The sequence below is a fragment of the Paenibacillus sp. AGC31 genome (assembly GCF_057334655.1).
The window spans coordinates 22,080-45,699 of record NZ_JBHFJH010000029.1 but is presented as its reverse complement, the minus strand read 5'-3'; the positions used below and the strand labels follow the sequence as shown (position 1 = coordinate 45,699).

Sequence of the window (23,620 nt, the reverse complement as noted above, 5' to 3'; positions counted from 1 at the left end):
CTTCCCGATCACAGTGTAGGTCAACAACTTTTTACGGTGTGCAGCCTGATACTGTAATTTCATCATCTGAATGTTATTCATGTTCATCGTTATGCGCCCATACCGAGAAGGGGCACTGCCCCAAACTGCGGCAGAGGGACTCCCTCCTCAACATATGTTATTATCTATTGCCTCCAGCTTCTTGCATGTGTTGCTTCAATGTCTATTGTGAATTTAAGCGATAACTTTAATCGTAGTGTTCTCATGAACGGTCACAGATACTTCATGTCCGGATTCCTGTAGAACAAAAATCATGTTGCAACCAGCCGTATCAATGACCCTACCTTTTGCAAGAACATCACCAGTTAAATTAAAAGTGGCCACGATCAATTTTCCTTTATAATCAGCTACATTTTTCATCTGTAACCCTCCAATAATGATTTTTATATGTTCACCAGATTGAGCGTTTAGACTGCTTGCCCTAAATGCATTTTTAAGATCTGTAAATCTAGACACTGCTGATCTGTTAGAATCGGCTGGCGGCTGTGCATGGCTTGAACATTACTACATACCTGCACCGGGTGGGGGTACCCGAAAGCCTGCTCTCCGTTCACCCATTTTTCAATGCACAACAAGATATTTTGACCAATATCTCCAGGCAATGCCGCTACATAAGTTAGGATGTTGCCATGTTGTGCATCAGATAGTTCGGTTGTCATTACAGAATCCTCCTCGAAACTTTTGTTTAAATAACTATCCAACCAGTTCGAATCCTATTTGATCGTCTGGCTGCTCTTTCCCCGTTAAGTTATATGTAATTTCATCGATCCATACAGCGTATTGCTGATGTTTAATCGTTTTCCGTATATCCAGGTTTTTGACTTCAAAAAGATAGTAATCCTGAATGGGATACACGGTAAAACCGAGTTGCTTATCAACAGTTTTGGTCCATATGTTCGATGTTTTTTCTGTATAACCTAAAACGGAGCGTATCTTATCCCTATCAAAGGCTACTTGCAGCCAATTTACATATGTTTTGAAATGACCATTCATTGCGAAAAAACATTCTGACAGCGCGCGGGTTAGTGCCGTCTTATCTGTATTGCCAGAAGGATGGGAAAACCGTATCCAAAAATAGGACCGTTCCTGATCGCTCATTCGAACACGATGTTCAATTTCCAACGTATGTTCGTTAATCTTCCTAACCCAGTTATTCTGTCCTTTTGGGCGGAAGGTGAGCTGCTCAATTACAGGTTTAACTGCATCAATCCTGGCATCCACGTGCCATTTGAAGGCGATGTAACGAATATTCATGTGGCTCACGCTCCAATCCGAAAGCCTTGACCGATGGTAGTGCCAACGGGGAGTATTCCGCGATAGCTTCGGCCGGCAGCGAATAAAACCATATCTTCACGATGAAAGCCACTGCCCTGTAACTGTTCGTTGATCAATGAAGACCAAATGAACAATTCCGCGGTTGATAACTCCATCACGTTGACTGGTACAAGCGGAACAACATCAACATCAACAAGTCCATCTCCAGTTAAGGCATAAACGGTATAACCAAGTGCTTTAGCCATCTGCAGGTTTTCGCTCATTCGTCTTTCAAACCCACCCAGATTCACGAGAAGACATACTTTCTTTTTCTTGGAATCCATATCTATTGAACCTCCCCTGTTTGACTTTTTATGCGGAAATGAGATAGTCGCCGATTTGTTGCAGCACGTTATGTTTGGAAATGAGCTCTAGTAGCTCTTTTTCAAAATGAGCCGCAACAGACTCTTCAACTTTATTTGCTTTTCCACGTCCACCCACAACCACAATCAATTTAGGACCACTTGTGGCTACATCAAAGTCAATACAGATCTCTTCGCCAGCAACTTCAACAATGGCTAACCCGCCAAAAATAAAGCTTTGGCAAAGGCGAATCGAAACTTTTTTGATCATATCTATTTCCTCCCTGTTTTTAGGAACAAAAAAAGGGATGCTGCATATAGCAGCATCCCTATTTCATCCTATAAAAATTGACTAATTACAAAGTGGCGCTTTTTGGAAAGAAATCCTGCATAGAGAAGTTCTTTTCCAAATCCATTAATGAGACGGTGACGTTGCCAACAATCTTGTGTGAAGCCAGCAATCGTGCATAGCCTGCCATTAACGCGCCATCCGCGAGGTGAATCTCTTCCTCGCATCCACATTTCTGTACGGGGATATCCGTAACAATCAAAGTACCCCCGTCAAAACGCCGTTGATTTGAAGTCGTCATTTCTATAATCTCCTTTTTACACCGGTCACATTGAGAGCTCATTCAGCATCCCTCCTATGACCTTATTTTATCATGAGTTTAGAAAATCACCAAAAGATTTCCGTCCATTTTAGCCAAAAACCAAATGATCGATCACCAGGATGATCCCGATGATATAAGCTAGCAGCATGAGTGCTTGCTGGCGATCTTTTGTAGGCATATCCTCACATCCCGTTATTCATTATTAGGTATGTACTTCGTGTATCTGGGATTGTCATTCACCGGAAAAACAGTCTTTACGATAAATCGCTTATCTGTCTTCAGGAGAACGATTGCTACAATCCAGTCACCAGACATAGCTGGCCCAACAATGGTGCGTTCAGGCTCAGGATTACGTCCCTTATCTCCACTATCAAACCCTTCGACAATTTGTCCATGAGCGATAGCCCAGACGATATCAAGTTCATCGAATACACGATCAGGATAATTCTCATTGTGCAGACGATCATTGATATAGTGGCGGGAAATTGTAGTGATGTACCCATCCTGTTTATTAACACCTTTTAATATGCGTTCCATTTCATCTAACCAATAATTTTGCATGTGGTCCATCTCTATAGCCCCCTTTAATGTCATTTGTTTTTAGACACAAAAAAAGCCCTGAAAGTTAAAATAGGCATGACCAAATAGGCCATACACTAATTTACCTCAAGGCAATCTTATACGTTGTCTGATTGACAACTGCTCCATCTACAGCTGAATTATATCAGCCGAGAAAATTAATAGTTATTCGTAATATCGTGATTATAACCTAATTAGGGAAGATGGACAACATATAGGTTCATATACTTCCAATTTAGAAACTATAATATTTAAACTTGTTACTATTTTAAATGATAAATTGTGTCTAATATAGTGAACTGAAGTGACAAGAAACATATAATATCATAAAATAATAATCACACTACAACTACAATGTAAGGAGATGATTATATGGGGAAAAAACTCTCACCTATGCACGAAAAATTAAGAGACGGACAGATAGATAAAAATGTAGAGTACATATCAAAAATTGATGCATTATTAGAAGAAATTGAACCGTTTAATAAAAAAACATTAGAATACATTAATGAGTTAGAGAAATTGTACAACACATTAGATAAGTCACATGGAATGTTAGTACAGGGGAAATACGCGAACATGTATACTACTCACTTTGGAGTACCTAGTACACCAATTTTTGATTTATACAGTGAAATAAGTAGTGAGTTTTCTATATTAGATGAGCACACTAAAGATAATTTTATGAAAGATCTTCCTGTTCGTGAAGAATTTCTATTTGAGTTTGACAACTTCTTATCTAAAGTTAAGCCAATTTTTGAGGATGCTAGTGCCGAGAACTCAATAATACTCCGGTTTGAAGGTATGGAAGAAATTTATTATGATTTGAAAAAGACAGCTGATCAGCATTGGAGCTATCCTAAGCAATTGGCAATAGAGAAAGCATTACACAACAGAGAATTTATAGAGCCACTCTTTTTTCACGGGATACCCAAGGTTAATCCTTTTCATGTGGAAATATATATTAATTATTCCCCAATCCTTAATTCGGGACTAATTATAAGAAAAAAATTGCAAAATCTAAAGTATTCGCTTAAAACAATAAACGCTCAACTCCCTTTTGCAGAATTAAATGAAAAAGTGCCACAAATCCAGAACATAGTAAGTGGAATAGATAAGAGTACGACTATTGGGGAAAATACCAAAATTGGAGAAAATAATGCAATTGGAGATAATGCGTCCATAAAGTAAAGGGGTGATGATTTGCCAGTAAAGATTGGAAAGAACACAAATATTGGTGACAATAATGCAATCGGTGATAATGCTAATGTTAGTATTCAAGGTAATAAAAAAGCAGCTAAAGAAATTGATAATGAAAATAAGATGTGGTTTAGTAAACACCCCTGGATATCAGCGATAATATGTTCTGTGATCGCAAGTATTATTATGCTCATAAACTGGGATCAAATTCTCAAAATGATTAAACTATTACTTCAGTAGTTAGAACTTAACAGCGATTAATTGGGTGGTTAGTGAAGACGATGATATATTTATCAGATTATACATAGAAAGTGTTGTCTAATCCCCTTTATCACCATATTGTTACGAGCCTGAACTGATGTGTATTCCCCTCATCTCTCGAAAGAACATGACAGCGGATCCAATTTTAAAAGGGAAAAAAGGATTGTTTATCCAAGTAATTGAAGTCGTCCTCTCCTATCTAGCACAAAAGATGAGAGGGGACTTATTGAGAAAACTTTGTGATGTCTACATGCATGTACTCTGTAAGAATCAATGTGATATCCACCTTCACTTTGCTCCATAATAGTGTCATTTTATGTTCATATCCGCGAGTGGAATAGTCTACAGTTAAACTTTCCGTAGATCTGTACTGCTTGATTATTTTAATATCTTTTTGCTTGAGCGTTTTCTTCAGTTCAACCATTTCGATAGTGATCCTTCTCTGAATCGTGTCCAGATGATCCGCATAAGCAGCCTTCATTTTTAACGTTGAAGCGGATATTCTTTTTTTATCCTCCTCGATCGTATCCATTAAGAAGGGGATTTCTACGTGTCTCTTTACTAAAGCTAATTCTTCAGATGTCTGTTTCAAAGTCAGGTCCTCCATCATTAAGTCGAACGGAGAGTAGCTTATCAAAATCTATCCAATCATAACCCTGTTCTAATTCGATCTTAATTCGTTTTCCAGTGTTACTTACAGACGTAACTATCCCTTGTATAAATGTACTCCCGGTTTTGTTAAACACTTCGAGGGTAGCTTCCAACGTATAATTAAGAGACATCCGTATGTTCTGTCCAATGATCTCTCGTTCATCTTCGTGTAAGAGCGGTTTATCTCTATAGTCTTTTTCTGCATGGTGTTCATTGATTCGTTCTTTATGCTGCGGCAACATCATCCGATTGGATTCCCATAATCCGTTAGCTACCAGTTTTTTGCTCATTTATAGTGGCCTCCAATTTTAGATGCTCTATCTATCGCTTGACCCGCAGCCGTAATCGAGCTCGCTCGTAGTATGGCAATGTCGCCAAATCGATCTTTGATGTCATCCATGACTCGATCAATCGCCCGTTTCTGCTCTTGATCATCGAATAAAGATAATTGGTACGTGTCCGCATTAGATAAATTAGAGAGTGATACGCTGACACGACGAACAGGCTGTCCGTCCCAGTGATGATGAAATAGCTTCTTAGCAACCCTACACACATCCACGGTTATGTTGGTGGGGTCAGGTAACTTAATCTGTCTATGAAACCCCGTTGGCCGGTCGAAATCTGCACCAGTGGAGCTGACAGAAACGACGCTGCCCATCAGCCCCTTTTTGCGGGCTCTTCTGCAAACTTCTGTACATATATCTTGAATGACCACGTCAATCTCCCAGGCCTCTGCATAGTCTCTAGGAAGAGTCATTCCGTTTCCAATATCCTTTTGAACGCTATGTGTTGAGATCGATACCGGACTTTCGTCTAAACCATTGGCAACCCGCCATATGACTTCTCCATTAACCCCCCATTTGTTTCTTAGCTTGAATAATGGCGTAGTGGCAAGATCTTCTATTGTCCGGATCCCCATCTTCCAAAGATGTTTTTCCATCCTCGATCCAATTCCCCACATTTCACGTATAGGTTTATGCCCGATATGTTTATGCAGTTCTTCCTTCTTTAAAAAGAATACTCCACCATCAATTTTTTTAGCGATCATATCACAACAAAGCTTACTCATCACTTTGTTGGTCGAAATACCTGCTCTGGCATATACGCCGGTCTCATTAAGTATTTTGGCTTGAATTTGTTTGGCCAGGTCTATGGGGTCGTTACCAAACAGATGCAGTGATCCAGTCACGTCCGTAAATAGCTCGTCTATGCTGTAGGGTTCCACCAGGTCAGTAAACTCCTCAATAATGGACATAATTTGAGTTGAAACCTCGATATACTCCTGCATATGGGGTCTCACGACAATCAATTCCGGGCACTTTTGAAGTGCCTGCCACAGTGGTTCAGCTGTAGATACCCCTTTTGCTTTAGCCAGTGGACATGCAGCAAGTATAATACCAGAACGTCTTGCGGGGTCTCCCGCTACGGCTAGGGGTTTGTTTTTATATTGGGGCATCTTTGCTTTTTCAACTGAAGCATAAAAGGATTGCATGTCAATAAGCATGATTGTTCGTTGTTTAGTTGCCATTGGTATCACTCCCGTACATTTAAAGAACGTATGTTTGTATATATTATAAACCGAACACACGTTCTTTATGCAAGAGGTAAATTTTTATATGTTTTGCTGTCCATGTGTAATGTATTTCCTAGTGGGATATTGGCCAAGTAAGAGTAGATTAATAAATGCATGAAAACTACTCTTTTGCTTCGTTTTCTTTCTTGGGAAATTATACTCAAGATCGTTTCTAAAATTACTATACTCACTATCATGGTTCTAAAGACATGTCATTCTTCCTCGAAATGTTACTATTGTCCCACTATAAGTAATGGTATATGATTAAAAATGGTAAATATTGAATTTAGGAGAGATAAGATCATGAAAAAGAAAGTATCAGGTTCGAAAGGTTTTATAGCAGGATTTGTAGCAGCAGGTATGATCTTTGGAACGACCGCCTTAGCGGCTAGTAATTCAGTAACAGTCGATATCGCGAATCTTAAGTTTATGTTTAACAATGTTGAGAAAAAACAGGCAGCAGGTGAAGTTAGTTTCATATATAAGGGTACTACATACGTTCCTCTTCGCTTCGTTAGTGAGGGGTTAGGTGAAAAAGTTGAATACGATGGAAAGAACAAAGCAATATGGGTTGGTAAACGTGATGGCTACGGAATTAATTTGAGTTCAAAGGATTATGCACGGTTTGATGCTTATAGAGACCGTATGTGGTTTAATGAGTCCGATAGAAGCATTACTGGAACAGAATACAGAAATAATATCCTTTCAAAAGTAAACGGTTCATGGGCAGATGAGAAAATTACTTCGGTTGAATATAATCTCGATGGGAAATACAAAAAGCTGACTGCTCTAGTAGGTGTAGAAGATGAATCTAAAAATACTTCAGGTGAATATACTGTTACATTCTATGGCGATGGTGATGTGATAAAATCTTCTGAAGGTTTAAAGGGGGGAGATCATGCTATCCCTGTAGATGTGAATCTCGAAGGTGTCCTTAAACTTAAAATCGAATTTAAAGCAAAAGATGGAGAAGCGTACGTTTTAGTTGCTGAACCAAAACTCTTTCAATAAGTAATTAAAATACATCCAGCCCAACTTGGCTGGATGTTTTTATCCTCTACGTATCAAATTTAGTGAAAAGATCAAATTCAAAGTAATTCTGGTCGTCACTAAGAAGTATAGCTTCAAGTGGATAATATGAACTTTCAAAACTTCTCAGTAAAGACTCTTGTTGTTTTTTGCTCAAACTTTCAATAAATTCTGGATGAAAAAATACGTTTTCAGTATATTGAATAACTAAATAATTCAAGTAATTCATTAATTCTTCAGTTGATAATGATAGAATTTGATTAAAATAATCACCATATAAATCTTCGTTTTTAAGCTGGTAGGATATAATAATATTTGTTTTTCCCTCTGTGGGGTAGATATTAAGAAATATAGAAGGCATATTTTCATTACCTAGAGCATATATTTCATTTAAAATTTTACCATTTATATCTCGTTCTATAGTAAAAGAAGAACTCATTGCGAACCCAACTTCATAATCTAAACTTCTGTATATTGTTCTTAGGCAATCATATTCATTGTTTGTATATTTCATTTTAAAATAATTATAATCGATTTCATAATCTCTTACATCAAGTTGTGCAACCCTATATTGATAAACGGATTCTGGGTTTAACATTTGACTTGGTACTTCCTTAAACATCCTTTTGATAGAATTGAGAAGTCTAATTTTTTTATGATACTCTATAGTATGGCCTTTCAACGCAAACAAAAAATCTTGTATAGGCTCCTCTAAGTACTCTTTTACTTCTATTGGCCTGAATAAGTTGGTATCGTGGAAGTCACAAAAGCCAAAAAAAGTGCTCGCCTTCTTTTTACTTATCTTTTCAAGAGTAGCCCTCACACCTTCTTTTGAAACACTACTACCTAAACTGAACAAATGGCTATCTATACTTATTCTATTTAAAATCCGGTTATTTTGTATCGAGTGAGCACTCTTTATATCTCCCTGGCATTGATTACTATCAAATCCTAGGCAAACCCCAAAATCAGTTTGGTTCCAGTGTTCTTTAACTATGTAGTTCACTCTTTCGTCTGTGTAGCTTGGGTCAATCATTTTCTTTGGCGGGTACAATTTCCCTTTTTTAAAGCAACAAAATTTAAATTTTGCTCCAGAATCACAGGGACATTGTTCATAAGGATCTAATTTCAATTTACTAATATCGGTTTTAGATAGTAACATATTTTATTTCATCCCTCACTTACTCATAATTGACACTAATTAGTGATAAGCTTTTTCCCATGTTTATATAAGATATTACAAGTGATAAAAATGCCCTCTCAACTCACATAAAAAGCGAAAGGGCCAATTTACAAAAGGTAATTCTAACCTTTAACTGAGGCCTTAAGATTTTCTTTAAAAGAAACGGTGTAACGTAGGATATTGAGGTAATTCACTTTGTTTATCCTTCTGCAGGATGAGGTACAGATCTAAAAGTGCATTATCCTCTCCAGCAATGATTTTCTGATTCATCATTTTTAACAACAGTTGATGTATTGGTTCATGTACATCCGCTTGTATGTCAGAATTTTGTTCATGCAATGCTGTACGATTAGCCTGGAAGAAAACATCTTCGTACCGGTAGACAATCATCCGGAGTATTTCTGCTTGTTCTTGCAGATAATTGGATGAAAAGAGCAACCGGAATAGTTTAGGATCATCCATAGGGTGTCCAGCTATGTCTAACCAGGCCTGTACCCCTTTAAAGGTGATCTCGAAATTCATCATGAAGAAAGAATCAGAGCGTTCCGCAATTTGAGCATTCATCAATATTTCCCCTTTACATAATCTATATTGGATACCAGGAGTGCATCCTTCCCAGTAGAGTCGATCGTAACCGTTACGGCATTTGGAATATCCTTCATAAAGATTCTCGGAGGGTTAAGATCTCCCCCATATCCTAAGTTTACCACACGATTATAGTTTTCCAAATTGACAATCGATTTGCCGGTATCCGGATCTCTAAACGGGCTACTGGAGTTCTCTACAGTCGCGGGGGTTCCATAATATTGCCTTAAACCAAACGTGATAGTTATAGAGTCAATCAAGCCATTGTATACGCCCCCACTGTCTCCTCCAAAGCCGCCAAAACCAATATTCTCAAAGGGTAGTCCTGTTGTTGGATCAATTCCTCGGTTCATATCGAGAGCGACCAGGTTCTGAGAACGCATAATGGACTTGAGTTTATTCGCATACTGGCTGTCCGTTGCATAGCCGGCACGTTGCAACTCATTGGCAAAAGCGAATGGATTCTCCATCTTCAATGCTTTTTTATATCTGCTGTTCTTCAGCAAGAATGCAGAGTGGTCCGCAAAGGAAGCTAATGGGCTACTATAGCTGCGGAACTTCGCTTGAATTTGCACGCTAATTCCGCCAATCTCTTCATGCGTGGTGGCTGTACAGGTTGGCCCCTTCCAACTCTTATTTGCCTTAATCCCGAACATATTATTACAGATGGACCGTTTTCCGTAGCCAGACTCTAACGCTGCCTGAGCAAGAGAAATACTGGCAGGTACACCACTTCTACGTTCTTCCTCTTGTGCTGCTGAAGCATAAGCAATAAAGAACGGATTGGTGAGATTGCCAATCTCCGAAGGGATCTGCACGGGAGGGGCTTCTGGGGGAGGTTCAGATACTTCACTGCCATCCGGTAGAATGGCTTGAACCGTGTTGATTCCCCCATTCACCAGTTCCCGTATATAGATTGTCCCTTGATCTGTAAATGTTGGAGCGGCAGATTCCATAAACACATTATTAATGTATAAGATCTTATTGGATTCAAATGAGGCACCAGATTCTGCATCCACGCCCGTCCATTTAATTTTCTTGGCCACATCGAATGCTTCTATACTTGCTGTTTCCGTCAATTTAGACATCAACATGACAAAAGGTTTAGGATCAATAGCTTCTTTGCCTTCAGGTATCATCTCAAAATGGAGATGGGGGCCAGTGGATCGACCCGTGTTTCCTGATAGACCAATAACGTCTCCCACACTCACATATTGTCCTGGTGTAACAAGTGCTTCACTCAAATGCAAATACCGGCTGCTCATACCAATCTGAGGATTCGTACTTTGAACGGTAACGTAGATCCCTGCATTCTGCGTGCTGGCCGGATCAGTGCTCCGGGGATAACTTACTTTGGTGACTACCCCTTCAAATGAATTCGTGACTGGGGTACCTTCCGGAATCCCGATATCTATACCTTTGTGAAAGGATTGAGCCTCACCTGTAACGGGGTGTTTCCGCGTTCCATAGTCACTGGTGATGGATTGTTCGAAATTACGGACATAAATGGTTGGGGGGAGGATCCCCTCAAAGATCTGAGTCTCCCCCGCTACTTCTTCTGCAGATGATACGGCTGCGGCGATCAGGTAGAACATGCCGAATACACCGATCAAACAAACGCTGACAATCCAAAAGATGGGGGACTTGAGTATGCCCTTAGTTACCAAATCCTTTGCTTTTTTCTGGACTTTCTGCTTAACCTTTCGCTTCAATTGCTCTTTGAGCATGTCCGCAGTATTACTTGTATTACCAGTACTAGGTAACAGTGTGATCACGTCCTCAAAATAACTAGATTAACTTGTAGAACCGGAGTTGTTCTGCTGGCTAATCGTCTGCTTTCTAGCAGTACGTGCCTTGTTTTGTACTTTCTTCGATAGATTCTCAGCTGCATTGCTGACTGTAGCGACCTGGCGAGAACGCTGCATCGTTTTGAGATGCTTAAGTTCATCTTGCAATCCACTGCTGACTTCGGTAGATATTTTCTCTTTCATTTTGATTGCTACCTGTTGGTTGGTTTCCGTATTGATTTCTAACCGGAGATCATCAGCGTTCATGACGGTCTTCAGTTTTTGTTTGGAGTCATCCATTTGAGCTTTCAATGCTTTGTTATTAAAGTTGACTGACTTAGGACTCATTTTCGTATCCACAGTCGGTTTAACATTCAGTAACACGGCTGCCTTCTGATCCAGCGTTTGCTTTTGGCTCGCTATACGACTATCCGGCATAGCAGGCATCTTAGATAAAACAGCTTTTGTGTTAACTGGGGCGGCTGTACGTACCTGCGGTCCGGGAGCTACAATGCCGTCTTTAGGTGCATTGATTTTACTGAACGCTTCGTTAGCTTTAAGCAGTTGCATTTTGTAATTTTTAAATTCATCCATACCTTCGAATTTGGATGCAATGGAAATGCGTCCGGAGCGCACGAGCATGGTGTCATTAATCATCTGATTCGTTTTCAAGCCAGATGCTTTAAATCGCGAATCCATTTCTTTTACGAAGTCCGTATGTTGAACAGGCTGATCCGTCATATTTGCTGTATCTACTGCTTGTTTATAATCCACTTTGTATCGATCAAAGAGTTGGATCATTGTAAAGTCATCGACTGCTGTCTGCAGCTTCCGATTACGATTCAATGTCTTCGCTCTTTCCATCTGATCTACAGCACGTTTAGGACGTTGGACCATGAATGTAGATGCCTGACGAATGGCACTTTCGTTCCCATAAATCGTAGCAGCCACTTCCTGGTCATTCATGCCTTCATGCACACCTTGGGATAAGATAGCCTGTTTGACATTGCCACCATCATCCTTGATGTCTTTAAGACGTCCCTTCTCTTCTTTCCATTCTTTGTCCATACCGCGGAAGGGACTTGTGGTGCCATTGCGTAAGTTGTCGTTGACCTTCTGAACAAACGGGGTGTACTGTGCAGGCTCGCCGTATTCAGTAGCAATCTCTTCAGAAGCCTGCTTTTCCCGTTGATAACGGAGCATCATACTTGCTGATGTTGCATCGTTTAGGTTGTTGTCTGCTTTCGTAATCGAGCTAGGGTTAAAGCTACGTGGAACCCCCTCGTGTTCTCTCCGGTTAAACAAACCACTTACTTTGTTGGTAGCGCCATTGTAAAGGGAACGTGTGATATTCCGTTGCACACTATCCACGATCGTTGATTTAGGTTTTGGCATTGCGGGAATAACACCTGTTGCTTTGCTGAATACACTCGTAATTTCATCACGATATTTAAATACGAGGAATACCGCTATAGCTTCAAATATCATTCCTGTGAACCAGCCCCTACCTCCCTTCACTGCAACAGCCTCATAGACCAAATGACCGAACACAAGCGAGAAATTGAAGAATATCATGGTCATCGTTGTCATCATGAGTAAACCAATGAGCTTGATGAACTGACTCCGTATTACAGAAAAGCCAGCTTCACGCCCTGGGAAGAGTGCACCAAGCAAGGTGATAGACATGAATGAAGAGTGAATCAATGTTTTAAATCTCATGAAAATCGTTGCTATGGCCCAAAAACAGAAAAAACCCAGTATAAACAATGAAAATGCGAGATTAACTAAGACAATAATCATTTGAGAAGCAGATCGCTCTTGCTCCACTTTTGGATACTTTGTGGCAGCTTCTTTCAGAGCGTCTTCCCGTTCATCCGAGAAGGAGTCAGTGGTGAGCACTTTGTCCAGAACTTGGGGGTCCTTCTCTGCAATTTGGCTATCATCGAATTGCAACATGGTATACGGACGAATAACCAGCTCCTGCCACACTTGCTCCGAGATGACCGTAACGCCTTCATTAGAATCTGTTTTAAGCCCAGTCGTCTTGGCGAGAGAGATATAAATCGTATTTCCTATGTCCCCTACAAGACTATTAGCAAACTTCAGGAATGGGCCGGCGTTAGCAAAAAACGCGAGGGAGATAACTAATGCCATAACAAACGTAAATGCCTGTGAGAAACCATCCAAGAAGCGACCTCTGACCATCAATATCGCAATATAGCACCCAGTGATTGTGGCAAGCATACCTCCTAAACTGTCCCAAAAACTCCCTTTATTGATGCTGCCTCCAGTAATGCCAGTTATACTTTTAATAATGTCTGCTACGGCGTCAATGAGCTGGTCCATTAGACTGAAAGTAAAAGCTTCTCTGGCAATGAAGTTGAAGAATCTAGCGATTTGCACATTTGCTAGAAATAACATGGACAAACCATGGTCAAAAGCGCGAACAATCCCGTCCTGAGCTTTGTCTCCTACTTGCCAGAAGTGGCGGTCTTTAGCGACGGTTTGAAAAGAATAATGTGAAACACCGTATTTGTTATAGTTGGTATTGGCCGTATCATCTTTGGGAATCATCTCATCGAGAGAGTCTGCATATGCTACGTGACTGGTAAGGATACTCCCCAAAAGCATAAATACAACTAAACATAGTGTCATCCATCTTCGACCTTGATTTGGCTGATTAAGCTGGTTCTTTATCCGTTGTATCATCATCCAAGGAGTCCCCCTCCTTGCTATATTGTTCTTCATAATAGTTTTGGAAATTTTGAAGAACCGAAAACTCGTTTTCCTCGTTCTCTTCATTCACAGCAGCATCCGACTCTGCAGGTGGCCGTGTATCGAAGCAATCAAATAGGTGTTGGAATACCACATCGATATAAACAAGGCCGATACGCCCATACAAATCTTGCATCAGACATTGACCGTTTTCCAAGTTCTTGATCATATCGATATTCTGCTGGGTATGCTCCAAGCCAAAATACGAAAGTGTATTTTTGATCTTTGTATTGTCCTGATCGCGGAAAGCGAACTTAATTCCGATGTTACCTGCCAAGTCTCCTGCCATATCCGTCGCATTCTGGGTGATAAACACGGCACCACCGTTCAATGAACGACCTGTACGAACAATCATATCTGCGAGTGCTTTACCTGCTTGTGTGCCTAGCAAGGCCCAGGCTTCATCCATCAAGACAAATTTAAAGATGGATATGTTGTGATAGATAAACTTATGGGCGAACCGGGCAATCGCAAACATGAGTGCAACGCTCATTTTTTCGTCCAATGAGTAGTTATCCGGAGACTTCTCGGGGGACGGCATCTTCAGGTTCTGAATTTGCAATATATTAATTGCATAATCCAATTTGATAGTTGCTTCTCCACCAGTACCGAATAACAACTTAGCGAAAGATAACGTTTCAAAACTTTCAAGAATTTCAGCTAGTACTTTTGCGGGCGGTCTCGTCAACCCCATTTCATAAAGTACGGGGATGGCCTTGGCTAGATACGGCTCCGGACCATTGGCCACTTTATTTACTGCTTGGGAGATGTAACTGTACTCCACACTATTGGTTTTGGTTGATGACAAGTAAGCGAGAATCTCAACCCCTGCTTCTTTTGCGGTTTCAATATCATCTAGCATGACAAACGGGTCTAATTTACCCATGTCTTGTTTGGCAGAGGACAATGTAGCCACTTGAATCTGTCCAGCCAGTTCAGGAAGATCCTCTGGCCAATTGGAACGCTCACCTTTAGGATCAAAAATGAGTGTTTTGCCCCCAAGGACAGCTGCATTTTGATAGCCAAGTAGGTTTGCCGCCATCGATTTACCACCGCCAAGTGTCCCGGTAAGAGACATACTTGGACTGCGGTTCTCTTGGCTGGCGTTCGCAGGATCAAGATAGACAGGACGATCAAGTGGACCTGTCGTACCGATGTAAAGCCCTTTCCCATCTCCCAGTTCTTGCGTAGCACCCACCATACCGGATGCTAACATTTCTGGGGGGATCCGCTGAATGTAATCCGACACGTACCGAGGAGATCCGGGTATAAAATCATTAAATAAGAGCCACTGATCTCCACTGGGAAGCTCAACATGAATGTTTCCAAAGTCTCTATAGTGATCTTGGAGGATAGAAACATTACTTTTGAGTAGATCCAGGTTTGTGTGATAGAGCCCATAGGTTACATGAGTGATAAATGTTGGATTCTTCCGTTTCTTATATTCATCCTCTAGATACATGGCATTTTCTTGTTTCTCCTGCAGGTCCATGGGCACGCTAGCGTTGGCTTCTTGAATGTTTTTGACCTGGTTATCTATATCCATTCGTTTACGTGCCAGTTTTTTGAGTGCGTCGCGGGCTTCCAGAACGTCGACCTTTATGCTCATCGAGACAGGGAATGGAAGTGTAGCTGCACTATATAGCCATTCACTTCCCGGCATGTCCAGATTATCTGGTAACTCAGAGAGAGCTAAGTATGCATGATAAATTTGCTTATCTGTACCTTCATGTAATTGTGTAATCCCCACTCGTCGTGGATGAGATGTATCAATATCTGCTTCCGTTAGAGTTAGTACTTGTCTAGAATCGTAGAAGAATGAAGGTTTACCGGCTTTTTTGCCTTTGGTCTTTTTAGGAGACCAGTTTTCATTTTCCGTAGAACGTAGAGGTGGATCAGCAATTCCCCACCAGAAGTTCCTCTTAATTAGCCACTCGGTTGTTTGTTCTGTTCCTCTTTTGACTTTCATCCTACGAGATAGGCGATCAAAGATCTGTCTCTCTTTTACCTGATAACTTTGAAATTCGTGTTCGAAGATCTCAGGTTCATTCAGTCCAGAAAGGTTTTCGATGGCTCTTTTCGGGTGAAGCACTAATTTTTTCATCTCCGTTACCATGGAGCCAAGCTGGTCTACCAGATCTTTTGCGTCACTTTTGGGGAGATAAACAACCAGAAATGCTTTGTAATCGGCATTGTTCACCCCTTCAACAGAGTTGTAGTTAGAACTGAGGTAATCTTCCATCTGATGGATAATGCCGATGGAATTCTTCTTCAGGGGGCCGGATACTCTTTTCTGGCGAAGTCTTTCATGGTGCTGATGTATGTCATGGGTTTTAGGAAGCCATAAGATATGAAACTTATCGGTTAACATACCGAGTGAAGCAGTTTGTGTGATAAGACGGTCAATCTTTTGCTGATCGCTAAGATGGTCGTATATATATGGGTTGAGCTCATAGATAGCCCATACTTCTTTATTGTGATTGAATATTAGATTCTGCTCGAAGTAAGCAATAGGAAATTCAATTTTAACTTTGCTCGGTTTTTTCTGTACTTCCCCAAGTGTTGCCAAGATTTTTCACTCCTTGTAAAGAAAAGAGTGTGCCTAGGCACTCTCTCTTCTTTTTCTGTATGCTCTGTATGCGATTTTACTGGTATACACGTAGCGCTTGTTGTGCTCAACTTTACGGTACCTATGTAAATGCTTTGGGCGTAACCAATAGAAGATCATACCCAGCAGCCATTTATGTGGGGCCTTGCCGTCGAGTTTTTGTTTAGCAATCAACCAGGCAGATATTCCGGGTAGAAAAGCATACGTATACACACCTGGTATAAAGAATAAGATCTTGCCTAACAGCGACCAAAAGATAAAGCATGCAACAAAAATTCCTACTAGCCTTAAGTTTGCTGGTATGGGAAGTTTTTTCCCTTCAATTGCGTAAATGACCCAATCTAAATTCCATATCTTCGTGTAATTCGAGACGGTAATTCGCGGGGATTCTTTTTTATCACTCATCGTGGCTTAACCGAAGATAGCTTTCCAGAGTGTATTCGCCAGATTCTTCATTTCTGTCCAATTCAGAATCATAGCTATCACTAGAATGATACCTACGAAGCTAAGTAGCTTCATCCAATCCCGAGTGACTAGGAAGAACAAGGCACTTACTAGAATTAGACCTGGAATCAAAGCACCGAGGTTGGTTTGTAACCAAGTATTGGCTTTAACGCCTGGATCACTCGCAAATACGGGCAAAGCAAACATCAAGCTTGAAAAAATGATTAATGAAACACGTGATAATAGTTTTTTATTTAAGCGCATAAAATGTGCTCCTCTCGACTATTCAGTTGAAGTATTTGGATCTGAAGGGGAGGTTCCAGTTGAGGTATCCTCTTCAAGGGTTTCGCTTGCTATAGGTTGTTTATCTTGTTGATCGTTCTGATCGCCAATTGAAATGACATACATACGATTATCTTTTTCTATTACATTTAGGATCCATAGATTTGTGAAAATTTCTCCGATATCGCTCTTCACGAGCACTGATGCTTCGATTCGTATATAGGGGGGCATAGTCTCTGTACTTTTCATTTGGTACACAGACACATTCTCCACCTTGTTCATCTCAAATTCAGATGCAGTTAGGTGTGAAGGTGCATTTTTGATATCGTCGTAGAAGTACTTGATTTGACTCACATTTCCTTCAAAGTACGAGGTAAGGAAACTGTTAGCCAATTCGTTTGCTCGTTCAATCTGTTCAGTATCTGAGATAAAGTCACCTTGCTCAGAGGGTAAGGATTCTCCCTTTTGCTGATTTGCTACAAAGCGGGGATAGTTATCAATAACAAAACCTTTGGGGGTAGAAGATACTGGAACCACCATATAAGTCTGCTTGATTACCTTTCCTTTTTTATCCTTTGTTGCGACTGATTCAGAGGCGGAATCAAGGTCAACCTCACGACGAACATTTAATGTAATCTCAAATGAAGCATCGTTAATTTGGCTTGTATCATAAACCTCAACGGATTGTACATGGGATGTACCCTTAACCTCATAAGGTTTTAATCCAGCATCTGCATCGATCCCACTTATGAATTTTTTGAGCCTTTCTGTACGGTTAGTTACATCGTTAATTGACCATGTGAAATATTCAGTAGCAAAATCACTCGCAAATCCTTTTATTCCATCTGTGATCGCGGGCTCACTAGAACCGATGTTTGTAACCTTTTCGATCACCCTAGTACCTTGTGTGAATGAAACGACACCTTTAAAGATGATAAATAGAACAAACATCCAAAATACAAATCGAATGAAGGCTTTACCCGAAGTACGTTTAGGTGAACTAGGTTTAATCGATTTATCTTTAGCCTTCTTCACCTTAGGGGAATCATCTTTTAAATCGTCATCATCAGATTCATGTGACTTCTTTTTTTTAAGAAAACCCAATGGAGTAGCACCTTCCTAACTATTAACGATTTTTGTTGCTCTTGTTGTTTCTGTTCCCTGTTGATAGGACACCGACTAGAAATACACTGACCCCCAAGAGTATGAGTGCATGTTTCGTATCAAATTCCATGAACCACTTTCCGGTACTCTTGAGTTTATCCATTATCCCAGGAACGGTACCCACGACCACATCAGTAGCTTGATCAATCACCTTCTCCACTTTTTCATGTGATTCATCTCGATTGGATTCTTTCGGTGGGGTTGGTGCGGAATCTTCAACCTTCGCAGGTGGCGGGACTGCTTCCGGCACAGGTGTATTGTGAGTACTCGGTGTGCGTATTAATAGCACCGCAGCAGTCAAAATGACGAGTAGGCTGATACTGATCAATACGATTCTCTTGTTTTTGCTCAATAGAATATCACCCCCATTCTATTCCAATTAGTTAATCAATCAATATACTAACATAATAACTAATTGATTAATATACTAAAATAGCTTAGGGTTTCATGCTTAATTTCATTGTGAGAAATACAAAAAGCTTCTGCATTGTGTTGGTGCTTCAGGTTATTGGGGTGGGATGATTAAGGTGATGAAGTAAAATGCAAATGGACTTTGCTTTTTACATGTGTACGCAAGGATATTGATTTTGAGGGGATTTATGAAAAGTAAAAATAAAAGGCCTCTCCCCTATTAGGGAAAGGCCAGACAGATATATTTCAATTTCCATGACAAATGCGATTGGATTAACTAAGGCTATTGAGATGTTGAAAAAGTTGAATACGCAGATATGACATCCCCGATGCTTCTTCCTGTTAAAACTCTGCTGTTTATACCGAATACGGTTTGAGCTGCATTTTCAATATTAGTAAGACGCTTGTTGTAGATTGCATTGGGAACAACAAATGCGATGATGCCGTCACGGATGATTTTGTTAGATGTAAGTTTCATCACGTCTCGATAACGTTCTAACTTTTTCTCAATAGAAACCTGATCCGTATGAAATGGTGATCGTTGAATTGGCTCGGTGGAACGATCCAGTTCAACGAAAAACACTTGCTGTCCAATTCTCAATACAGCATCGGGTCGAATTGATATTGTATCATTGTCGCTATACACGGATAAAGACGGATACCAATCCCAGTCATGATATTGCTTTAAGTCTGGGTCTTGATTCATCCACTTGTAACGTAAATCTAAATATACCTTACCTAACTCCCAGAAGTGGTCCTTTTTTGCACGTTCCATATCAAGTTCATTTTTAGAAAGACGATTCTCCTCTAAGATCCCTTTTTTGATCTCGACTATCTTAAGACCACGACTGCTTAGATAATACCATGTTTCTCCTAAGATCTTCGTTCTCCTGTGTGAAGGTTTATCAGATGAATTAGGGTCGTAAGTAGAGTACTCCAGTAATCCACGATCTTTGAATCGTTTTACTGTCCTTCTAAGCCTAGTTATAGCTCTGTTTTCATTTTTTTGTTCCAGTTCCTTTTTTTCTTGCCCTGTTGCAGTGCCATATTCGGGATAATGATATTCAGGTGTATCTAAAAAATAGTTACTTAACAGGGTTTGTTGTGGCATACATCGACACATGTACAAATCAGTGAGCATCTCCCAATCTCTGTCGGTGAGAAGATCGATAGTCTCTCCAAGTGTATATTCGGATGAGTCTTTTTTCCTTTTTCTTTCGGCTGAACTATCTGGTTTTAGTTTACTCTTGCTAGTGTTCATTACCTCTCCTTTCTAAACCTTGAATCTGAGCCATGAGTGGTTTGGGTTGATTGGATTGTATTATACGGTGTTAGTCGCGATTTATTCAAGTTATCAATTCCTGATACAGCAATACTTTGAGGGTTATGTTGACTAAGTTATTACTTCAGCTAATTTATTGACATAGAAACATTTGAATAGTATTACGTACGACATTTTTAAAGTACGACATAAAGCATTGCAAAATCCCTTACAGTAATCGTGACATAAAGCAGATAATAAATTGAATTAGTATGCTCTTCTCCTGATATGGATGGACAGGTTCAGGTATAGCTGAATATATTCGAATTAATACAGTTTCCAGATCAGTGGATAAATCCGGATATCTACGGATTTATCCGAGTATTCAGTTACAGATTATAATCCAATTATAATACAATAATTATTAAAGTTTAATGCGATTGCTATTAGATTGTATATAAGGTTGACTCCGATTATAAAAGAATATAAACTGATGAAGTGATGTGATAACTACATGAGGTTATTAAGGAGGAGTTTTATATGACGAAGAAATACTCAATGTCTGTAGGGAATGATATAGGCAATAGTGAAGCAGATGTTTATATTGACGGTAAGTTGGTAAGACAACCAAATGTCTTTTCCTCAATTGGACAACTCCCTTGGAAAGACGATGATATCGATGTACAGAAAAATCTAAAAAACATATTTGATAATCTAGTTGTATCGATTATCTCACCAGCTGTTCCGACAGGAATGTACACCGTTGGAAATCATGCACTAAAAACGAATGGCGAAAATGTAACCAGTCTATACGTCAAAGGAAACGGATCGAAGGCTGATCAACTTGTACCTTACATAAATACTTTGGCATTTACTGCCGCAAGAGCCATACAAAAAGCGTACAGTGAAGGTGGTAACCTAAACGATGCGATTGAAGTAGAGGCTGACATGGCAGCTGCACTGCCGGTTAAACAAAGCTCTCCTACAAATAGCATGAAATTACGTCAGAAATTTATGCTGGGTTCTCATCTCGTAACTGTACATTTAGGGCTCACAAAGAGCGTTACTGTTAAGATACAATTTCATTATGTTCATGTTCTACAAGAGGGAACTCCCGTTGTTTTTGCGCTTCAGATGAATTCAATTGGAGACTGGAGAACGACTTCGTATAATACAGACGAAGTTGAAACAGTAGATAGCGATCTTCCTGGTATGTTTGATGAGTTTGCAGCAACGTATGAACTCGGGGATATTGATGGAAGTTACTTTGATGGGAAAAACATACTGCACCTTGATATGGGTGACGGTACTACCGATACTCCTTTAACACGAGGCGATGCCGTTGATAATGATTTTGGAGATGGCATCAATAGTGGGATTGGGCACGCAATTAGTGCAGCGATTCCGGATCTCATTACTCTGGCACCGCATGCTTTTAATTCAATCACACGTCAACAATATAGTGAAATTCTTAAGAGTCAATTTTCAAATAAAAAACATAAGTTCTTAAATGAAGCTTTACAGGCTTTTAATCCTCACTGTGATAATCAAGCAAATCAAATTGTGCACCACACAAATGACCAAATTCTTAAGATTGGAGCAAATGAAATTGATATTGTTGTAGCGTATGGTGGTGGCAGTATTCTAATGAAACCAACGATTTATGATAAGTTGAAGACTATTTGCGACAACACCAGAATACAGCTTTTCTATGTTCCTGCGGAATATGCTGTTACTTTGAATGGTGAAGGACTTGATTATTTTGTGAGAAGTCCAATTTATGAGGCTCTAAAAATGAAATTCTTATCTTCTCCTGAGTATGTCTCAATGAAGAAAGTAGAAGAAAATAAGAAATCAGCTGTAAAACAAACTGCTAGCACAAAGGAATAACTAAATATAAAATATTCTGATTTGGAAGGAGGTATTTACTCGTGAGAAAAACTGATGCACAGAGAGGGAAAGCGGCGGTGCTAAAGTTAAAAGAAGACGAAGAGCAACTTGTGCTAGATTGGATAAATGCACAGTCCGTATATGCTGATTCAATGAGGTATCTAATCCAAAAGGAAATCGCTGAAAATGGCATAAGGAATCTACAACTTTATATTCCCAGGATACGAGACATTGAAACTATAAAGACGTTGCTTCCTTCAGATAACGTTAGACCAACAACCATGAGTGCACCGACTTCAGCTGTAATATCACACCAAGAGAAACCAACTGAAGTAATTGTGAAGAAGGAGACAAATAGTACTACTAGTGAACAGCCCCCCCCTCTTTCTGCTCCTCTCCATCCAGGTGTAATCGATGGAGAGCCTGAGAATAAATCTGATCTTAACAGTAGTCTTGTTTCAGATTCTAACGTTAGCATTGTAGAATCAAAATCCGCTACTGATACTCAATCAACAAGTAAGCCGGCGAATTCCCCGGGAAGAAGAGCTAAAAAAACATTCGATGCGAGTACTATCAGCTCATATCAATAAACATAATTGGCAGCATTAATTAATGAATACAACTGTCTCAAGGCGATCTACTCCAGATTATTATGCTGGAGCCCCAGGTCGCCTGTTTTTTTATTGATTTCATTTTAGTGCCTGACTGATAAGTGAATGTTCAAGCAGCTAGTTCTTCAGTTTTATTGTGAGGAAATGGAGTATTCATACCGTTCATCTTGATAAATCTAATCTGTCTATTGTCCTCTCGATCTCGGGCTACTGGGAGGATAATTATATTAACTTAACTATTGGTCAACAGATATGTGATAATGACTGACTGTAGCAAGCCCCTACTCTGGTAATCTCTTCTACCTGTTGGAATCCTCAGATTTGACGAAACTTGTCCAGCACCAACATCTTCCTCATCTTTTGAACTCTGATAATCACATTACAATTCACCTCTATTCGTAATATTAGCTCGTCCATGTTTGATACTGTATCCGCTGCAAAGAACTACGTTTATACCAGGCATTTTAGGACGACCTAGAAAATTTTCACGATAGTGTTCCCCATCCCTATCCCTGATGAAACTACCGAGAGGTTTCCAGTTACATCTGCTAAACACCATGATGTACAAAAACTCCTTGTCTGACTCAATTTTATTTGGTCAGAGATTTGTTCATCGCACACTCTCTTTATAGGAGAGATTTACCTGATGGTGAGAAGGAAATTGAATTGATCTGTGCTCATGAAAAGTCATATAACTCACGAGGATAAGCCCGTAGGTAAGGTGATTTAATCACAAAAATTGATTAATTAAGTTGTGAACGTAATGGTGGAACTGCATAAGGCACGTGCTACACAAGACATCGCAATTTTGTGATCAGATTCTCATCCATATGAGGATCTGATTTATTTGATCTTCAGATCTCTGACTGGTCAGATAGGGCAACATTATTAATTCATTTTTTGAGACATTGAAGGTCACTTATTAATGTTCAGCCGTCTCCTCTCTCACCTCATTTAAAGTAAAAAATTCTAGTATACTAATTGATGTTGCCCAAACTCCTCATCTAACCAGCATGTGATTTCACATTAGATCGGTGTACTGCTTCGCAGAATTGTCTGT

Annotated in this window: 25 protein-coding genes; 5 read left to right on the top strand and 20 right to left on the bottom strand. The window is 39.9% G+C overall.

The features are described from left to right. Window positions 1-213: 213 nt before the first annotated feature. The 7 genes from ACE04G_RS16615 to ACE04G_RS16585 all read right to left on the bottom strand — a co-directional run bounded on the left by ACE04G_RS16615 (window position 214) and on the right by ACE04G_RS16585 (window position 2,836). Window positions 214-399 (bottom strand): hypothetical protein, encoded by a 186-nt coding sequence (locus tag ACE04G_RS16615; protein ID WP_301882306.1) that lies wholly within the window; start codon window positions 397-399, stop codon window positions 214-216. 47 nt (window positions 400-446) lie between these two features. After that, window positions 447-698 carry a hypothetical protein gene (locus ACE04G_RS16610; RefSeq protein ID WP_449005083.1) on the bottom strand — a complete coding sequence of 84 codons (252 nt, stop codon included), beginning with the start codon at window positions 696-698 and terminating at the stop codon, window positions 447-449. 34 nt (window positions 699-732) lie between these two features. Then, a complete protein-coding gene (locus ACE04G_RS16605) occupies window positions 733-1,293 on the bottom strand; it encodes a hypothetical protein (RefSeq protein ID WP_105410507.1) in 561 nt (186 codons plus the stop codon). 5 nt (window positions 1,294-1,298) lie between these two features. Then, window positions 1,299-1,637 carry a hypothetical protein gene (locus tag ACE04G_RS16600; protein WP_449005084.1) on the bottom strand — a complete coding sequence of 113 codons (339 nt, stop codon included), beginning with the start codon at window positions 1,635-1,637 and terminating at the stop codon, window positions 1,299-1,301. A gap of 28 nt (window positions 1,638-1,665) precedes the next feature. Next, window positions 1,666-1,926, bottom strand: a complete 261-nt coding sequence (locus ACE04G_RS16595) for a hypothetical protein (protein WP_258166599.1) — start codon at window positions 1,924-1,926, stop codon at window positions 1,666-1,668. An 85-nt stretch (window positions 1,927-2,011) separates the two neighbouring features. Next, on the bottom strand, window positions 2,012-2,245 hold the full coding sequence (locus ACE04G_RS16590; protein ID WP_258166600.1) for a hypothetical protein: 234 nt from the start codon (window positions 2,243-2,245) through the stop codon (window positions 2,012-2,014). A 213-nt stretch (window positions 2,246-2,458) separates the two neighbouring features. Continuing rightward, window positions 2,459-2,836, bottom strand: a complete 378-nt coding sequence (locus ACE04G_RS16585) for a DUF4258 domain-containing protein (protein ID WP_449005085.1) — start codon at window positions 2,834-2,836, stop codon at window positions 2,459-2,461. 381 nt (window positions 2,837-3,217) lie between these two features. Between ACE04G_RS16585 and ACE04G_RS16580 the strand changes: the two genes are divergently transcribed. Both ACE04G_RS16580 and ACE04G_RS16575 read left to right on the top strand, forming a co-directional pair. Beyond that, window positions 3,218-4,036: a hypothetical protein gene (locus ACE04G_RS16580; protein WP_449005086.1), complete on the top strand. Its 819-nt coding sequence runs from the start codon at window positions 3,218-3,220 to the stop codon at window positions 4,034-4,036. Between the two features lie 12 nt (window positions 4,037-4,048). Next, the gene (locus tag ACE04G_RS16575; RefSeq protein ID WP_449005087.1) at window positions 4,049-4,285 is read left to right on the top strand and encodes a hypothetical protein; all 237 of its coding nucleotides are present in this window, start codon (window positions 4,049-4,051) and stop codon (window positions 4,283-4,285) included. Window positions 4,286-4,529: 244 nt separating this feature from the next. Here ACE04G_RS16575 and ACE04G_RS16570 read toward each other — a convergent pair whose 3' ends face one another. From ACE04G_RS16570 to ACE04G_RS16560, 3 genes are read right to left on the bottom strand one after another with little or no spacing between them, the layout of a single operon-like run. After that, the gene (locus tag ACE04G_RS16570) at window positions 4,530-4,898 is read right to left on the bottom strand and encodes a YhjD family protein (protein ID WP_449005088.1); all 369 of its coding nucleotides are present in this window, start codon (window positions 4,896-4,898) and stop codon (window positions 4,530-4,532) included. Continuing rightward, window positions 4,882-5,247: a YolD-like family protein gene (locus ACE04G_RS16565; RefSeq protein WP_105410512.1), complete on the bottom strand. Its 366-nt coding sequence runs from the start codon at window positions 5,245-5,247 to the stop codon at window positions 4,882-4,884. The genes ACE04G_RS16570 and ACE04G_RS16565 overlap by 17 nt, the downstream gene beginning before the upstream one ends. Continuing rightward, a complete protein-coding gene (locus ACE04G_RS16560) occupies window positions 5,244-6,485 on the bottom strand; it encodes a DNA polymerase IV (RefSeq protein WP_449005089.1) in 1,242 nt (413 codons plus the stop codon). The genes ACE04G_RS16565 and ACE04G_RS16560 overlap by 4 nt, the downstream gene beginning before the upstream one ends. Window positions 6,486-6,833: 348 nt before the next feature. Between ACE04G_RS16560 and ACE04G_RS16555 the strand changes: the two genes are divergently transcribed. Beyond that, complete coding sequence (locus tag ACE04G_RS16555; RefSeq protein WP_449005090.1) at window positions 6,834-7,541, top strand: NPCBM/NEW2 domain-containing protein; 708 nt, start codon at window positions 6,834-6,836, stop codon at window positions 7,539-7,541. A 46-nt stretch (window positions 7,542-7,587) separates the two neighbouring features. Here the strand turns inward: ACE04G_RS16555 and ACE04G_RS16550 are convergent, their stop codons facing one another. The 10 genes from ACE04G_RS16550 to ACE04G_RS16505 all read right to left on the bottom strand — a co-directional run bounded on the left by ACE04G_RS16550 (window position 7,588) and on the right by ACE04G_RS16505 (window position 20,059). Next, entirely contained in the window at window positions 7,588-8,721 is a 1,134-nt protein-coding gene (locus ACE04G_RS16550; protein WP_449005091.1) for an SEC-C domain-containing protein, read from the bottom strand. Window positions 8,722-8,895: 174 nt separating this feature from the next. Beyond that, window positions 8,896-9,306, bottom strand: a complete 411-nt coding sequence (locus ACE04G_RS16545; protein ID WP_449005092.1) for a hypothetical protein — start codon at window positions 9,304-9,306, stop codon at window positions 8,896-8,898. Continuing rightward, entirely contained in the window at window positions 9,306-11,102 is a 1,797-nt protein-coding gene (locus ACE04G_RS16540; RefSeq protein WP_486094553.1) for a glucosaminidase domain-containing protein, read from the bottom strand. Before ACE04G_RS16540 ends, ACE04G_RS16545 begins: the two co-directional genes overlap by 1 nt. An 18-nt stretch (window positions 11,103-11,120) precedes the next feature. Continuing rightward, window positions 11,121-13,826: a CD3337/EF1877 family mobilome membrane protein gene (locus tag ACE04G_RS16535; protein ID WP_449005094.1), complete on the bottom strand. Its 2,706-nt coding sequence runs from the start codon at window positions 13,824-13,826 to the stop codon at window positions 11,121-11,123. Beyond that, window positions 13,795-16,458 (bottom strand): ATP-binding protein, encoded by a 2,664-nt coding sequence (locus tag ACE04G_RS16530; protein WP_449005095.1) that lies wholly within the window; start codon window positions 16,456-16,458, stop codon window positions 13,795-13,797. Before ACE04G_RS16530 ends, ACE04G_RS16535 begins: the two co-directional genes overlap by 32 nt. Before the next feature lie 33 nt (window positions 16,459-16,491). Continuing rightward, complete coding sequence (locus ACE04G_RS16525) at window positions 16,492-16,902, bottom strand: TcpE family conjugal transfer membrane protein (RefSeq protein ID WP_301882326.1); 411 nt, start codon at window positions 16,900-16,902, stop codon at window positions 16,492-16,494. Between the two features lie 6 nt (window positions 16,903-16,908). Further along, window positions 16,909-17,205, bottom strand: coding sequence for a hypothetical protein (locus ACE04G_RS16520; RefSeq protein WP_105410519.1), 297 nt, complete (start codon window positions 17,203-17,205; stop codon window positions 16,909-16,911). Window positions 17,206-17,223: 18 nt separating this feature from the next. Beyond that, entirely contained in the window at window positions 17,224-18,327 is a 1,104-nt protein-coding gene (locus tag ACE04G_RS16515) for a conjugal transfer protein (protein WP_449005096.1), read from the bottom strand. A gap of 22 nt (window positions 18,328-18,349) precedes the next feature. Beyond that, window positions 18,350-18,739 carry an RNA-binding protein gene (locus ACE04G_RS16510; RefSeq protein WP_449005097.1) on the bottom strand — a complete coding sequence of 130 codons (390 nt, stop codon included), beginning with the start codon at window positions 18,737-18,739 and terminating at the stop codon, window positions 18,350-18,352. A gap of 342 nt (window positions 18,740-19,081) precedes the next feature. After that, the gene (locus ACE04G_RS16505) at window positions 19,082-20,059 is read right to left on the bottom strand and encodes a replication-relaxation family protein (protein WP_449005098.1); all 978 of its coding nucleotides are present in this window, start codon (window positions 20,057-20,059) and stop codon (window positions 19,082-19,084) included. Window positions 20,060-20,599: 540 nt separating this feature from the next. Between ACE04G_RS16505 and ACE04G_RS16500 the strand changes: the two genes are divergently transcribed. Both ACE04G_RS16500 and ACE04G_RS16495 read left to right on the top strand, forming a co-directional pair. Next, a complete protein-coding gene (locus ACE04G_RS16500) occupies window positions 20,600-21,949 on the top strand; it encodes a ParM/StbA family protein (RefSeq protein WP_449005099.1) in 1,350 nt (449 codons plus the stop codon). Window positions 21,950-21,990: 41 nt separating this feature from the next. Next, complete coding sequence (locus tag ACE04G_RS16495) at window positions 21,991-22,539, top strand: hypothetical protein (RefSeq protein ID WP_449005100.1); 549 nt, start codon at window positions 21,991-21,993, stop codon at window positions 22,537-22,539. The last annotated feature ends 1,081 nt before the right edge of the window (window positions 22,540-23,620 follow it).

Bases quoted from the DNA above. Each gene is read 5' to 3' on its own strand.
- ACE04G_RS16615 (WP_301882306.1), bottom strand. From the start codon at position 399: ATGAAAAATGTAGCTGATTATAAAGGAAAATTGATCGTGGCCACTTTT.
- ACE04G_RS16610 (WP_449005083.1), bottom strand. From the start codon at position 698: ATGACAACCGAACTATCTGATGCACAACATGGCAACATCCTAACTTAT.
- ACE04G_RS16605 (WP_105410507.1), bottom strand. From the start codon at position 1,293: ATGAATATTCGTTACATCGCCTTCAAATGGCACGTGGATGCCAGGATT.
- ACE04G_RS16600 (WP_449005084.1), bottom strand. From the start codon at position 1,637: ATGGATTCCAAGAAAAAGAAAGTATGTCTTCTCGTGAATCTGGGTGGG.
- ACE04G_RS16595 (WP_258166599.1), bottom strand. From the start codon at position 1,926: ATGATCAAAAAAGTTTCGATTCGCCTTTGCCAAAGCTTTATTTTTGGC.
- ACE04G_RS16590 (WP_258166600.1), bottom strand. From the start codon at position 2,245: ATGACGACTTCAAATCAACGGCGTTTTGACGGGGGTACTTTGATTGTT.
- ACE04G_RS16585 (WP_449005085.1), bottom strand. From the start codon at position 2,836: ATGGACCACATGCAAAATTATTGGTTAGATGAAATGGAACGCATATTA.
- ACE04G_RS16580 (WP_449005086.1), top strand. From the start codon at position 3,218: ATGGGGAAAAAACTCTCACCTATGCACGAAAAATTAAGAGACGGACAG.
- ACE04G_RS16565 (WP_105410512.1), bottom strand. From the start codon at position 5,247: ATGAGCAAAAAACTGGTAGCTAACGGATTATGGGAATCCAATCGGATG.
- ACE04G_RS16560 (WP_449005089.1), bottom strand. From the start codon at position 6,485: ATGGCAACTAAACAACGAACAATCATGCTTATTGACATGCAATCCTTT.
- ACE04G_RS16555 (WP_449005090.1), top strand. From the start codon at position 6,834: ATGAAAAAGAAAGTATCAGGTTCGAAAGGTTTTATAGCAGGATTTGTA.
- ACE04G_RS16550 (WP_449005091.1), bottom strand. From the start codon at position 8,721: ATGTTACTATCTAAAACCGATATTAGTAAATTGAAATTAGATCCTTAT.
- ACE04G_RS16545 (WP_449005092.1), bottom strand. From the start codon at position 9,306: ATGAATGCTCAAATTGCGGAACGCTCTGATTCTTTCTTCATGATGAAT.
- ACE04G_RS16535 (WP_449005094.1), bottom strand. From the start codon at position 13,826: ATGATGATACAACGGATAAAGAACCAGCTTAATCAGCCAAATCAAGGT.
- ACE04G_RS16525 (WP_301882326.1), bottom strand. From the start codon at position 16,902: ATGAGTGATAAAAAAGAATCCCCGCGAATTACCGTCTCGAATTACACG.
- ACE04G_RS16520 (WP_105410519.1), bottom strand. From the start codon at position 17,205: ATGCGCTTAAATAAAAAACTATTATCACGTGTTTCATTAATCATTTTT.
- ACE04G_RS16505 (WP_449005098.1), bottom strand. From the start codon at position 20,059: ATGAACACTAGCAAGAGTAAACTAAAACCAGATAGTTCAGCCGAAAGA.
- ACE04G_RS16500 (WP_449005099.1), top strand. From the start codon at position 20,600: ATGACGAAGAAATACTCAATGTCTGTAGGGAATGATATAGGCAATAGT.